Here is a 14,282-nt window from a genome sequence, read left to right as displayed (position 1 = left end):
TGTTTAGGGGCTGGATGACTAATCTCTCTCGATTAAAAATATCGGGAAATTTGGAATGCAATTCATTAGCTTTGACGCAGCAGATAGCAGATTAAGTTGGAAAGAAACAGCGGATGCGCTGTATGCCGGTCATAAGCTGGAAAAAGCTGAAATTGGAGATTTGCTGCTTTCAAAAGGCGATAGAAGCCTGTTGAGTCGTGGCGCATGGATCGATGGTGTGGGATTGGCCCTGAAATCTGTGACTGTGTTTCCTGAAAATACCCAAAAACAACCTCCGGAGCCTTCAATTCAAGGCGCGATGTTGCTTTTCGATAGCAGCAGCGGTGCATTGACGGCAATCGTTGATGGCCCCTTGGTAACGAAGTGGAAAACCGCAGGAGATAGTGTGCTAGGCGCCCGTTTGCTCGCCGCTGATGACCCCAAATCCTATCTGGTCGTGGGGGCCGGGACCGTGGCTAAAACGCTCCTGCAAGCTTACCGCGAAGTTTTCCCCAGTATCGAAACCTTCACTATTTGGGCTCGATCCCCGGAAAAAGCGAGGGAATTTGCAAAGGAAATGCAAGCTGAAGGGTTTCCCGTTCACGTCGCCACTGATTTGGCCGAAGCAGCGGCAGCCGCAGATATTATTTCAACGGCAACCCTGTCCAAGGAACCTGTCCTAAAAGGAGAGTGGGTTAAACCGGGGACCCATGTGGACCTGATCGGTGCGTATCGACCGGACATGCGAGAAGCCGATGATATCTTGATGCAAAAAGCCAAAATCTTTGTAGACGCAAGAGAAACGACGATCGGAGAAATTGGCGAGCTGATGATCCCGATGGCAGCGGGCGTTATTAACGAAGCGGATATCCTGGGCGATCTCACCGATCTGTGCAATGGCAGCGAAGGGCGTCGCCATTCTTCCGATATCACTGTTTTCAAAAATGGCGGCGGTGCTCATCTGGACCTAATGACAGGCACCATGATTGTTCAGAAGATGAGCGGCTGAGACACCGGCCATCTTACGATTTCAATCCTTAAAAGGGGGGGCGCTAATTTTCGCGCCCATAGCCTCCTCCCGTTGGGGTCTGAATAACGAATGTATCGCCGGGGGCCATTTCTGTTTTATCCCGCCCTTCCAACGCTTCTTTCGAGCCGTCCTTTCGGATCACCCATTGATTGCCGGGCTGTCCGTCCTCTCCGCCTTCAAGACCGAAAGGCGGGACTTTACGGTGGCTGGAGAGAATGGCGGCTGTCATCGCTTCGTGGAATTTTATTTTGCGCAAAGTGCCATCGCCGCCGACATGACGGCCTTTCCCACCTGAACCTTTTCGGATCTCAAAGCTTTCGAGTGTGACAGGAAAACGCCATTCTAGAATTTCTGGATCGGTAAGGCGAGCATTTGTCATATGGGTATGAACGGCACTTGTCCCGTCATAATCTGGCCCAGCACCAGAACCGCCGCAGATCGTTTCATAATATTGGTAGGTTTCATTTCCGAAAGTGAAGTTATTCATGGTGCCTTGGGCAGCGGCCATAACTCCCAGTGCGCCAAACAGGCAATCGGTTATACATTGCGATGTTTCCACATTACCCGCCACAACAGCATACGGGTATTCGGGGGAGAGCATACAGCCGTCCGGAACAATAATTTCAAGTGGTTTCAGGCACCCCGCATTCAGCGGGATATCACTATCAACCAAACATCTGAAAACATAAAGAACAGCAGCGGTGGTTACGGCCCGGGGCGCGTTATAGTTTGTTGGGTGAGGGCCGCTGGTGCCGGTAAAATCAATGACGGCAGATCGGGTTTTCCGGTCAATCGTTACAGAGACGACAATTTCAAATCCGTCATCCATTGGATAAGTGAAGGATCCTTCTTTTAAAACATCCAGAACCCGCCGGACAGATTCTTCCGCATTATCCTGAACGTGCCCCATATAAGCGTGCACCACGTCCAAGCCAAAATGGTCCACCATTTTTCGAAGTTCCTGTATCCCTTTTTCGCAAGCTGCGATCTGGGCTTTTAGGTCCGCAATATTCTGGTGTGTATTCCGTGATGGATATTCGCCAGACTTCAAAATGGCCGTCATTTCGTCTTCGAGAAACCGACCGCCGTCGACCAGCAGAATGTTATCCAGCAACACGCCTTCTTCTTCCACTCGTCGGCTATCGGGGGGCATGGAGCCGGGGGTCAAGCCACCGATATCGGCATGATGGCCCCGGCTGGCCACATAAAACAGAATGTCTTTTCCATCCTCGTCAAAAACTGGCGTAATAACAGTGACATCGGGTAAATGGGTTCCACCGTTATAGGGCGCATTCAGGACGAATACATCTCCTGCCTTCATGGCCGGACCATGTTTGCGCATAACTGATTTGATGCTTTCGGACATTGACCCCAGATGAACCGGCATATGAGGGGCGTTGGCAATGAGATCACCATTTAGATCAAAAACAGCGCAGGAGAAATCGAGCCGTTCCTTAATATTGACGGAAAACGCGGTCTTTTCCAGAACAGTGCCCATCTGTTCGGCGACATTCATGAAAAGGTTGTTAAAAACTTCAAGCATAACAGGGTCTACAGTTGTACCAATTGCCTGCACGCGCTCAAGAGGCACAACACGACTTAGCACCAGATCGGAGCGGTTGTTTAATTCAGCCTGCCAACCCTCCTCGACCACGGTTGTTCCGGTTTTTTCGACAATAACGGCAGGGCCCGTAACGGTTTGACCGAAGACAAGCGTTTCTCTTTCATAAAAGGGGCAGCGATGATGCTTGTTCCCTGTGAATAACGGATGTGTTGCGATGGCCGTTAGGGTAGGGGGCGTTTCGGGCTTTTCAAGCAGGGGCAGTAAAACTTCTTCTGATTTTCCGATGACCTCGATCGAAGCAGCCTCGACAATTAAAGTTTTGTCGGGGCTGATAAAGCCAAACCGCTGCTTGTGAGCCATTTCAAATCTGTCCCGAACATTTTGCAGTGTATCGTTATCAACAACAAGGCTGGTATCTGACCCATCATACCGAATGTGGAGTTTTCTTTCGGCAAGAATGCGAACCGGTAGAACCCCCTGTGCCTGCATTTCTTTTGTTCCATTGTCTGCCAATTCGTCCAAAACAGTTTGAATGGACGTTAGGTTTTCTGAGGTTAGTTCCTGTTCGACGGCCTGTTCTTTCATAATACGCAAATCGGCCAGCCCCATGCCAAACGCGGAAAGAACACCTGCATAAGGATGAAGAAGAATTTTTTTGATGCCTAAACTGTCCGCAACCATGCAGGCATGCTGCCCACCGGCCCCCCCAAAAGAGGTCAGGACATATTCAGATACATCATAGCCGCGCTGGACCGATATTTTCTTGATGGCATTGGCCATATTCTCAACGGCAATGTAGAGAAACCCTTCCGCAACTTCTTCCGGTGTTTTGTTGCTGTTGGTACTTTCGTTAATTTTGTTCGTTAAGGCTTGGAACTTTTCTCGGACGATATCGGCATCCAACGGCAAATCTGCATTGGGGCCGAAGACAGGTGGAAAGAAATCCGGATTGAGTTTACCAAGCATAACATTGCAATCAGTGACAGTTAGAGGACCACCTTTGCGATAGCATGCAGGCCCAGGATTGGCTCCGGCACTGTCCGGTCCGACCCGATAGCGGGCGCCGTCGAAATGAAGAATGGAGCCACCACCGGCCGCAACCGTATTAATCAGCATCATTGGTGCCCGCATGCGAACGCCTGCGACTTCTGTTTCAAAAGTGCGTTCCAGCTCGCCACCATAATGAGAGACATCGGTTGACGTCCCGCCCATGTCAAATCCGATGACCTTCTCAAAACCGGCAAGGGCAGAAGTTTGAACCATGCCAACAACACCCCCGGCAGGACCCGACAGGATTGCGTCTTTGCCTTGAAAGAAATGAGCATCTGTCAGTCCGCCATTGGACTGCATGAACATCAACTGGCTATCTCCCAGTTTAGTGGCCACCTGTTCCACATAGCGCCGAAGAATAGGGGAGAGATAGGCATCGACAACGGTTGTATCGCCGCGACTGACCAGTTTCATCAGAGGGCTTGTCCCGTGACTGGTCGAGATCTGCGTGAACCCGATTTCAGCGGCAATTTCCGCCAATTCAGCTTCGTGCTGTGTATATCGGTAGCCATGCATCAGAACGATGGCACAAGCCCTGATCCCCGTATCAAAGACGGCCTGAAATTTTTGTCTGGCGTCCTCTTTATCCAATGATGTTATGACTTCGCCGCGCGCGCCAATTCGCTCTGTCACCTCGATGACGGTTTCGTACAGCATTTCAGGAAGTGTGATTTTCAAATCAAATAATCGGGGCCGTGTTTGGTATCCAATCCTAAGACTGTCACGAAACCCTTGTGTTGTTACAAGAAGGGTTCTTTCACCCTTTCTTTCCAACAGAGCATTGGTTGCAACCGTTGTCCCCATCTTGACAGCATCAACCAAATCATCGGGGATCGCGTGGCCCTTTTCTATACCAAGAAGCTGCCGAATGCCTTCAATCGCCGCGTCTTCATATTGTTCCGGATTTTCGCTCAAAAGCTTGTGTGTTTTGATTGCCCCGGATGGCGTGCGGGCGACCAGATCTGTAAAGGTACCCCCGCGATCAACCCAAAACTGCCATTTTTTTGTTTTTTGGGAAGCGGAGATGTCGTTCATTATTTTAATCCCTTGGGTGGAATAATTTTTTGTGATTTCTTTTTTACGCGAATTGGAAAGTCATTCCAAGACACGATCGTTAATCGGCAAGGACGAAAACCGGGGTTGCTTCGCGGATCCCTTTTAGTGGGAAAGTCCCGATATGTTTGGTGGGTATTGTGAGTTGATTTGCAAGGGCAGCCGATAAAAGAAGGGGTTCCTTGGTTTCTTTAGTCAATTCTTCCAAACGGGCCGTCAGATTGACAGCCGGTCCCGTAACCGTGAAGTCCAGACGATCGACGGCACCGACATTGCCATACATTACCTCTCCGAAATGAAGCGCGACCCCAGAATCAATAAGAGGCTGTTTTTCCAAAGCCCGTTTTCTGTTTTCTAATTCAAACTGTTTGAAGGCATTCTGAGCGGCATGTATAGCATTCTCGCAGGCTACCTGAGCATTCATTTTCTGATCGACAGGAAAAATGATCAGGACAGCATCCCCAATAAACTTTAGAACCTCGCCGCCGTAGTCCAGTGCCAGATCAGACAATATTTGAAAATAGGTGTTAAGCAGCGAAAAGACGTCGGGAGGATCAAGTGTTTCAGAGAGCCGGGTATATCCACGGATATCACTGAACCAGAGTGCGGCTTCAATCGTCTCTCCGGTACCTCGCTGAATTCGGCCGTTCATAACTTGTTCCCCTGATCTGCGGCCAAGGTACGTGTTCAGCAACGTAATAGCGATTTTGCGAGTGGAATGGATTTCCATAATCGGCGCTATATAGTCAACTAGTCCCTCAAGTTCCGTCAGTTGATCATCAGAAAACCCGCCTGGGTTGGCTGTAACAAAAGAGATCAAGGCCTTGCTTTTATCTAAAAATGGCAAGGGAAACATAATATAATCAGTTTGTCCGGCATCCCGTTGTTCGAAAAGAACAAGGTGGTCTTTATCCGGATCAAGGTTTGTCAGGATCTTTCGGAACGGCTTTTTCTGTGAATGCACGAATTCAGCAGGGCTTCCAAAGTAGCTATCTGTTGAACGAATGCCATGGGCGGCACCCCAGATTTCTGCTTTTCTATCTTCATCCGTCCATGTATACGCCCAGATGTCATTTTGCGGGTGAATAGTTCGCACACCAATCCGGCATCGTGAAAGTGAAATGCCCGTTTGGTTGATCCGTTCGCAAAGTTGTTCAATGAACTCCAGCACTTCTGGAATCAGACGGCCTTCTGTCAGTAGCCATTTTTCAACTGTTGTCATTCGGGCTCTTTTCGGATTGTTAATAGTTTGTATCCTAAATATCGGGTATGAATACAATTGGATCAAGTCATAGCGGGTTTAGTTTAACCTATGCATGGACATAGGGCTTAACAGGCTAGGGGGCCTGTTGTGTTTAATCTGACGAACGAGGGGTAACGGAAATGGCGCATAAGGGAATAATTCTGGCTGGGGGAACGGGGTCAAGGCTTCATCCGCTGACATTGGGTGTAAGCAAACAGCTTATGCCGGTGTATGATAAACCTATGATATATTATCCGTTGACAACGCTGATGCTTGCCGGCGTTCGGGATATTCTGATCATTACCACACCCGAAGAACAATATCTTTTTCAGCGTCTGTTAGGGGATGGTGAAAAATGGGGCATTTCGATCACTTACGCCGTGCAGCCGTCCCCCGATGGGTTGGCGCAGGCTTTTACAATCGGCGAAGCGCATATCGGTAATGATCCGTCTGTGTTGATCCTGGGCGATAACATTTTTTATGCGACCCAATTTACCAAACTGTTGAAAAGTGCGGCCGCCAGAACGGACGGGGCCACTATTTTTGGATATCACGTTTCCAACCCCGAAGCATATGGTGTCGCCGAGTTTGATCGCGAGGGGCGGGTCATTGGTGTCGAAGAAAAACCGGTCAATCCGAAATCAAATTTTGCAATTACGGGTTTGTATTTCTATGACAATCAGGTGGTGGAGATGGCAAAAAATCTTAAGCCTAGTGCGCGGGGTGAATTGGAAATTACGGACTTGAACCGCCTTTACCTCGAAAAAGGCCAGCTTCATATGGAACATCTGGGACGCGGCAGTGCATGGCTTGATACGGGGACCCATGATCACCTGATGGATGCGTCGTCCTTTGTTCAAACCATTGAAAAAAGGCAGGGGCTGAAAGTCGCCTGCCCTGAAGAAATTGCGTATCAACGGGGCTATATTACCCCTGATGAACTGGAAGCCTTGGCCACCCCGCTGTTAAAAAGCGGGTATGGCGCCTATTTGATGAGTTTGCTGAAAGGCGCTTAGATAAAGCGCTTTTCTTTTAAATAGTCGATGATGCCGTCGGCTGCTTCCTCAGCCGTCATTTTTGCGCCATCAATGACAATTTCCGCGTTTTCCGGACGCTCATAATCTGAATCAATTCCGGTGAAGTTTTTGATTTCGCCGGCTCTTGCTTTTGCGTACAGACCCTTGATATCCCGCTCTTCACAGATTTCGATCGGCGTATCAATGAACACCTCAAGAAATTCACTTTCCTCCAGAAGACCGCGGGCCATCTGTCGTTCACTGCGGAACGGAGAGATAAACGACACCAGAGTAATCAATCCGGCATCGGCGAAAAGTTTGGCTGTTTCACCCACACGACGGATATTTTCCACGCGGTCAGCATCTGTAAAACCAAGATCTTTATTCAGTCCATGCCGAACGTTGTCTCCGTCCAGCAGATAAGTATGCTTGCCTTGGCTAAACAGCTTTTTCTCGACCAGATTGGCAATTGTTGATTTTCCGGAGCCAGACAGCCCGGTAAACCAGAGGACAGAGGATTTCTGCCCTTTTTGTTCGGCCCGGGCTTCTTTATTGATATCCACGGATTGCCAATGGATGTTGTCTGCCCGTCGCAAGGCAAAATCAATGACACCGGCACCCACTGTCGCGTTGGTAAAGCGATCAATCAGGATAAAGGAACCGGTATCACGGTTTTCCACATACGGATCGAACGAAATAGCCTTATCAAGTGCCAGATTGCAGATCCCTATTTCGTTGAGTGCAAGGGTTTTGGTTGCTGTATGTTCCAGCGTATTGATGTTCACTTTATATTTAAGCGAACTTACCCGTGCGGTGGTTGAATTTGTGCCCAGTTTCAAGATGTAATTCCGGCTGGGCAGTAATTCTTCTTCCCCCATCCAAACAAGCTTGGCTTCAAATTGGTCGGCTGTCGCCGGACGATCCTGAAGCGCACAGATCATATCACCGCGGCTAATATCGATTTCATCTTCCAGCGTTAGCGTAATGGCCTGCCCTGCACTGGCTTCGTCCAGATTACCGTCATAGGTCACGATTTCTTTAACGGTACTGGTTTGTCCTGATGCTGGCTCTACAACAGGATCGCCTACCCGGATTGTACCGCTGGCAATGGTTCCTGAAAATCCACGAAAATCGAGGTTGGGTCGATTAACCCATTGAACTGGGAGGCGAAAGGGTTTGCTGTCCCGGTCTTCGTCAATCTGCACAGTTTCCAAATATTGAATGAGCGAGGGGCCGGAATACCAAGGCATTTTTGTGCTGGTGGACGCAATATTGTCACCGTTCAGTGCCGATAGCGGGATTGCCTGAATTTCTTCAAAGCCCAATTGGGTGGCAAAATTCTCATAATCGGAAACTACTTGATGAAAGATTTTTTCGTCATAGCCTTTCAAGTCCATCTTGTTCACCGCCAGGACGACTTTACGAATGCCCAGTAGAGAGACCAGAAAGCTGTGCCGCATGGTTTGCGTCAGCACCCCTTTGCGCGCGTCAATCAGGATCACCGCAATGTCGGCGGTGGACGCGCCGGTCACCATATTGCGGGTATATTGTTCATGTCCCGGTGTATCGGCGACAATAAATTTTCGTTTATCAGTGGCGAAGAACCGATAGGCCACATCAATGGTAATGCCTTGTTCGCGTTCTGCCTGGAGGCCATCAAGCAATAGTGCGTAGTCAATATTGCCGCCTTGGGTGCCAACGCGTTTGCTTTCCGCCGTCAGGGTTGCCAACTGGTCTTCAAACAACAGTTTGGAATCCCAGAGCAACCGCCCGATCAGTGTACTTTTACCATCATCAACGCTTCCGCAGGTGATGAAGCGCAGCATGCCTTTTTCTTCCTGCGATTTAAGATAAAGGTCAATTTCATGGTTTGACGTTTTCATTTGAATGCCCATTAGAAATAACCTTCCTGCTTTTTCTTCTCCATCGATCCGGATTGATCTTTATCGATCAATCGGCCTTGTCGTTCGGAAGTTCGCGCCACCAGCATTTCCTGAATGATTTCGGGCAGGGTGTTCGCGGTTGATTCAACAGCGCCTGTAAGCGGGTAGCAGCCAAGGGTCCGGAAACGTACGGATTTCATCTGAGGCGTTTCGCCTTCTTGCAATGGCATCCGGTCGTCATCAACCATGATCAGCATTCCATCCCGTTCAACAACAGGGCGCTCTTTAGCAAGATATAGCGGCACGATCGGGATATCTTCCAGATAGATATATTGCCAGATGTCCAGTTCCGTCCAGTTAGAGAGTGGGAAAGCCCGGATACTTTCCCCATTTCTGACACGGGCGTTATACAGGTTCCATAATTCCGGGCGCTGGGTTTTAGGATCCCAGCGGTGATTTTCAGACCGGAAGGAAAAGACCCGTTCTTTCGCGCGTGAGGCTTCCTCATCGCGGCGGGCACCGCCAAATGCAGCGTCGAACTTGTAATGGTCAAGCGCCTGCTTCAAACTTTCTGTTTTCATCACATCGGTATGAAGGGCGGAGCCGTGCGTAAACGGCCCGATGCCTTTTTCGACGCCATCCTCATTAATATGGATTAACAGGTCCAGACCATATTCTTTTACAATTTTATCCCGAAATTCGATCATTTCCCTGAATTTCCAGGTCGTATCAACATGCAGCAACGGGAAAGGAACAGGCGAGGGGTAGAACGCTTTTCGCGCAAGGTGCATCAGGACGGAGGAGTCTTTTCCCACGGAGTAAAGCATGACAGGCTTTTGAAATTCAGCGGCGACTTCGCGAAAAATATGAATACTTTCCGCTTCAAGTTGACGGAGATGGGATAGTCGTGAACGGCTCATACTTGCCTGCCTACTCAAGGAATTTAAGAAAAAAAGAGTTTCTATGCCTTAAGCAGTTATAGGCTTTTAAGGCCCTCTACAAGGGCAAACAGCAATATTTCACATAAATTATATGTATATTAATGTATATTCTTCAAAAAAAGTGATGAATTTCACTTTTTACCATCAAAATCAATCGAATGACGGTTGGGGCCATGTAAATATTTGATGCAAAGTCGATAATTCCTTCTATTTTAATCTAAGAAGTCTTTTTTTGATGAGAAAGGACGATTGAGGGGCGCGTGAAAAAAATACGGAACGAAACCCAGAAAGCTTTGATCGCTTGTCCGGAATGCGATCTCTTGCATACAACACCCGTATTGGATTCCGGGGACATTGGGCGTTGCTGTCGATGCGATGCCATTTTGTTTCGTCATCAACTCAATGGGCTGAACCGACCACTGGCTTTTGCCGCAACGGGTTTGATTTTCTTTTTTCTGGCTAACCTGTTCCCGATCCTGATTTTCGAGATGAACGGAAACATGCAGGTCAATCGGCTTATCGATGGGGCGGTGGAGTTTTTAGATTCCAGTTACTGGATGTTGGGTATTCTTGTTTTAATTTCGAGCGCGCTTGCCCCGCTGCTGGTTCTTCTTTTCCTCATTGGAATTCTTCTACCCTTAAAATTGGGAGTGGCCCCTTTGTGGCCTGAAACCCAGATCCGAATGTTGGAGCATGTCCGCCCATGGGCGATGGCTGAAATCTTTGTACTGGGGATCATGGTTGCGTTTGTGAAACTTGGTGATTTTGCGGAAGTGAATATCGGACTTTCCATGATTGCGTTCATGTGTATGGTCGCGACCACCGTCATGGCGTATATTTCGCTGGATCAGGACATCTTGTGGGAACGCCTGGCATTGGTTCGGGGGCAAAAACGTTGATGAAAACCGCGAAGCAAATTGGCGCGATTTCCTGTCCAACCTGTCATTTGTTGGTAGAGAAGGGGCGGTATGATCCTTCTTATCCGATGTGCCCGCGGTGTCATGCTGTCATTAGTAGCCGAAAAAAAGACAGCTTAAGACGTACGTTTGCCTTGCTAATAGCCGCGGCAATTTTTTATGTGCCCGCCAATTTTTATCCCATTCTGACGTTGATATCCTTTGGTGAGGAAAAAAGTGAAACCATACTCAGTGGAATTTTCACGCTCTTTTCAACGGGACAATGGGTGGTCGCTGTCGTCGTTTTCGTCGCCAGTGTATTTGTGCCCATTTTCAAGATTATTGCACTATTCTATCTTGTCGTCTCTGTGCAAATGAATGTGAAATGGCGGGCGGTTGAACGGACGAAGTTATACCGGTTTATTGAAACGATCGGCCGTTGGTCAATGATTGATGTCTTTATGATTTCGATTCTTGCCGCTATCGTGAAACTAAAGGCGCTTGCAACGGTGGAGCCTGAAATTGGGGCATTGGCGTTTGCCGTCGTGGTTATCCTAACGATGCTGGCAGCAATGACATTTGATCCGCGTCTGATTTGGGATCGATTGGATCAAAAGAAAAATGGTTGAAGACATGAATGATGTTGAAGGGCAGCAGCCTGTTGTAAAAAAAGGCTATGCCGGATTGATGAGCATCTGGCTCGTCCCATTGATCGCAATTGCTGTCGCCGGTTGGCTTGTCGTGAAAACGGTCAGTGAAAAGGGTCCGGAAATCAGTATTTCACTCCAGACCGCACGTGGGATGGAGGCCGGCAAAACTCCCCTGAAATATAAAGATGTTGTTATTGGCGTCGTTGACCGGATTGAAATTCCAGATGAAGAAAGTGATGTCCGGGTTATTGTTTCTGTTCAGCAATTTGCGGAAAAATATTTGACCGATACAGCCCGGTTCTGGGTTGTGGCTCCGGCAATTGGTCTGGAGGGTATCTCTGGATTGGAAACCTTGTTGTCAGGGGCTTATTTGGAAATTGATCCAGGCGATGGGGGCGAGGAAAAATTTGATTTTGTTGGCTTGGATACGGCGCCTGTTATTACCTCCAGTACTGCAGGCCGGGAATTTCTTTTGCGGACCAAACGGCTTGGGAACAGTAAACGGGGCACCCCGATTATCTATCGCGGCATTCGGGTTGGTAAAATACTGGGCCATAAACTGGCTGAAGATAAACAGTCGGTTGAATTATATGCGTTTGTTGAAGCCCCTTATCATGAATTGGTTCAAGAAGGGTCCCGCTTTTGGGATGCTGGCGGGGTCACTGTATCGCTGTCCACTTCGGGGATTGAAGTGGGATCGGAATCTTTTGAAACCTTGTTGTCTGGTGCTGTTGAATTCGAGACGCCTGAATTGTTCAAGGACACGTGGGTCGCAGAAGAAGGGCGTGAATTTGCTCTGTATAAAAGCCGTAGCGCCATGGAAGAGGCAAAATATACAGAACGTGTTAGCTACATTTTATACTTCGATGGTTCTGTTAGCGGCTTGGAAGTCGGTGCTGCCGTTGAATTTAAAGGTATGAAAATTGGTTCTGTTCGCCAGATTAATCTCGAATTCAATCAGGATACGGGTGATTATTTTCTCCCAGTAATTATTGATATTGAGCCTCAAAGGGTGAAAATCGCGGGGAGCGAGAATAAAATTTACTCTGTATTAGAGGCGGAAAAGATACGCGGTGAAGTTCTGCAACTGCTTATTGAACGGGGTCTTCGAGCTCGATTGAAATCGGCTAATTTTCTGACCGGGCAGTTGATTGTGGATCTGGATATGTTTCCCAATAAACCAGCCCTCTATCGCGCCAGAGGGGAAGAGATCAACGAGATTCCCACATTGCCGATGGAGCTGGAAGAAATCACTACATCGCTTACGCATCTTGTTGAAAAAATTGAGCGGTTGCCGATTGATCGTATTTCTCAGTCATTTCTAAACACAGCTGAGGGACTGGAGCGGATCGTAAATTCGGGTGATCTGGATCAGGCGATCAAAGATTATAGTAAGTTGGCTGTTTCGGTCCGGTCGATGATCGATAATATCGACAAAAATACCTTGCCTTCCATTGAAGCCACTGTCGGAGATACCCGCGTTGCGTTGCAAAGAGTGGATGAAACCCTCGGCACGGCAACGTCTTTGTTCAAGAACGCTGATGCGTTATTAAAGGATGGATCACCGTTAAAATATGACCTGTCCATAATGCTTCGGGAGCTTGCCGCAGCCAGCCGGTCTGTGCGTAATCTCGCAGATTTTCTAGAACGCAATCCTAGCTCGCTGCTGAGCGGAAAGAATAAATAGTCATGACTAAATTGGTTTCAAACCTGCCTATAAAATACCTGCTGATTGCGTTGCTGGTATTTGGCGTGTCCGGATGCAGTGTGATTACACCATCGGCACCAACTCAGTTTTATGTTTTGAGCGCGGGCTTGCCGGCCAGCAATGAAGCATCCGTTGGGGAGGTTCCCGCTCACATCCAAATTGGCATTGGGCCGGTTGAAATTCCGGGATATGTGGATCGGCCTCAAATGGTCACTATTGGTTCGGGTAATACATTGGTTGTGGCGGACCTTCATCACTGGGCAGAGCCTGTTCAGGAAAGTGTGAAACGGGTATTGATCGAAAATGTATCGACCCTCCTTCGTCCGCAGCAGGTTTTTGCCTATCCAGCAAATTTTCACCCGTCAGCAAACAGTTTGCAGGTTTCCATCGAAATCCGTGAATTCATACAAGATGATACAGGCATGGCAAAGCTTACTGTCAGCTGGAATGTTAAACGGCTTCTGGACAATACTCTTTTGATCAGAAACGCCGCCCGTTTCGAGCAGGCATCTGTCACCAATGATTACAGTGCTTACGCAGCCGATATGAGCAAATTGTTGCGCCAGTTATCTGTTGAAATCGTAAAATCCATTCAGACTGCGACGGTTGGATAATATCAAATGAACATACTGTTTATTACGATCGATCAATGGCGGGCTGACTGGCTTGGTGCAAATGGAAGCGATTTTATCCAGACACCCCATCTGGATGCGCTGGCAAAAGAGGGCGTGTTATTTAGCCGTCATTATACAAACTCTGCACCTTGTGGTCCATCACGGGCGACCTTACATACGGGAATGTATCCCAGTAATCATCGGTCCATCAGAAACGGAACCCCGTTAAACGAGACTCTTACCAATATTGCTCTGGAAGCGCGAAAAGCGGGCTATAGCCCGACTTTGTTTGGTTATACAGATACATCGGCCGATCCAAGATACCGGGCCCCTGATGATCCTGCGCTACGAAGTTACGAAGGTATTTTACCGGGGTTTGATGTTGGGGTTTGTCTGTCGGAAGACGGTACGCCATGGCTGTCATACTTAAAAGAGCAGGGATATTCAGTGAATAAAATGGGGTATGATATTTATCATCCTGATCCGTCCTATTCGCTGAAAGACGGCGAGCATGTTACAAAAGCGCCTACTGTTTTTAAGTCAGAGCATAGCGAGACAGCCTGGCTTACCCAACGGGCGCTGGAGTATATGACTTTTGATCGGCAGGATAAATTCTTTTGCCATCTCAGTTATTTAAGACCGCACCCACCGTTTA

Annotated in this window: 11 protein-coding genes; 7 read left to right on the top strand and 4 right to left on the bottom strand. The window is 48.3% G+C overall.

The window, feature by feature from the left end; all coding sequences use genetic code 11:
- Nucleotides 1–55: 55 nt before the first annotated feature.
- Nucleotides 56–988 (top strand): ornithine cyclodeaminase family protein, encoded by a 933-nt coding sequence (locus tag ACJAYR_RS13510; RefSeq protein WP_415237092.1) that lies wholly within the window; start codon nt 56–58, stop codon nt 986–988.
- A gap of 43 nt (nt 989–1,031) precedes the next feature.
- On the opposite strand, the gene ACJAYR_RS13505 is transcribed toward ACJAYR_RS13510, so the two are convergent.
- Both ACJAYR_RS13505 and ACJAYR_RS13500 read right to left on the bottom strand, forming a co-directional pair.
- Nucleotides 1,032–4,658 (bottom strand): hydantoinase B/oxoprolinase family protein, encoded by a 3,627-nt coding sequence (locus tag ACJAYR_RS13505; protein WP_415237091.1) that lies wholly within the window; start codon nt 4,656–4,658, stop codon nt 1,032–1,034.
- 79 nt (nt 4,659–4,737) lie between these two features.
- Nucleotides 4,738–5,898, bottom strand: a complete 1,161-nt coding sequence (locus tag ACJAYR_RS13500; RefSeq protein WP_415237090.1) for an adenylate/guanylate cyclase domain-containing protein — start codon at nt 5,896–5,898, stop codon at nt 4,738–4,740.
- Between the two features lie 161 nt (nt 5,899–6,059).
- Between ACJAYR_RS13500 and rfbA the strand changes: the two genes are divergently transcribed.
- Nucleotides 6,060–6,935 (top strand): glucose-1-phosphate thymidylyltransferase RfbA, encoded by an 876-nt coding sequence (rfbA, locus tag ACJAYR_RS13495; RefSeq protein WP_415237089.1) that lies wholly within the window; start codon nt 6,060–6,062, stop codon nt 6,933–6,935.
- Here the strand turns inward: rfbA and cysN are convergent.
- Together cysN and cysD are read right to left on the bottom strand one after the other, a co-directional pair.
- Nucleotides 6,932–8,818, bottom strand: coding sequence for a sulfate adenylyltransferase subunit CysN (cysN, locus tag ACJAYR_RS13490; protein WP_415237088.1), 1,887 nt, complete (start codon nt 8,816–8,818; stop codon nt 6,932–6,934). The genes rfbA and cysN overlap by 4 nt on opposite strands.
- Nucleotides 8,819–8,829: 11 nt before the next feature.
- Complete coding sequence (cysD, locus tag ACJAYR_RS13485) at nt 8,830–9,756, bottom strand: sulfate adenylyltransferase subunit CysD (RefSeq protein WP_415237087.1); 927 nt, start codon at nt 9,754–9,756, stop codon at nt 8,830–8,832.
- A gap of 263 nt (nt 9,757–10,019) precedes the next feature.
- Between cysD and ACJAYR_RS13480 the strand changes: the two genes are divergently transcribed.
- The 5 genes from ACJAYR_RS13480 to ACJAYR_RS13460 all read left to right on the top strand — a co-directional run.
- Nucleotides 10,020–10,658: a paraquat-inducible protein A gene (locus tag ACJAYR_RS13480; protein WP_415237086.1), complete on the top strand. Its 639-nt coding sequence runs from the start codon at nt 10,020–10,022 to the stop codon at nt 10,656–10,658.
- Nucleotides 10,658–11,284, top strand: coding sequence for a paraquat-inducible protein A (locus ACJAYR_RS13475; protein WP_415237085.1), 627 nt, complete (start codon nt 10,658–10,660; stop codon nt 11,282–11,284). The genes ACJAYR_RS13480 and ACJAYR_RS13475 overlap by 1 nt, the downstream gene beginning before the upstream one ends.
- The gene (locus ACJAYR_RS13470) at nt 11,277–12,992 is read left to right on the top strand and encodes an intermembrane transport protein PqiB (RefSeq protein ID WP_415237084.1); all 1,716 of its coding nucleotides are present in this window, start codon (nt 11,277–11,279) and stop codon (nt 12,990–12,992) included. The genes ACJAYR_RS13475 and ACJAYR_RS13470 overlap by 8 nt, the downstream gene beginning before the upstream one ends.
- Nucleotides 12,993–12,994: 2 nt before the next feature.
- On the top strand, nt 12,995–13,627 hold the full coding sequence (locus ACJAYR_RS13465; RefSeq protein WP_415237083.1) for a membrane integrity-associated transporter subunit PqiC: 633 nt from the start codon (nt 12,995–12,997) through the stop codon (nt 13,625–13,627).
- 6 nt (nt 13,628–13,633) lie between these two features.
- The coding region (locus tag ACJAYR_RS13460; protein WP_415237082.1) for a sulfatase-like hydrolase/transferase at nt 13,634–14,282 on the top strand (649 nt) is incomplete at its 3' end.

It is taken from the genome of Sneathiella sp. (assembly GCF_047631475.1).
GTDB lineage: Bacteria > Pseudomonadota > Alphaproteobacteria > Sneathiellales > Sneathiellaceae > Sneathiella.
This window is presented reverse-complemented; position numbering and strand designations above follow the sequence as displayed.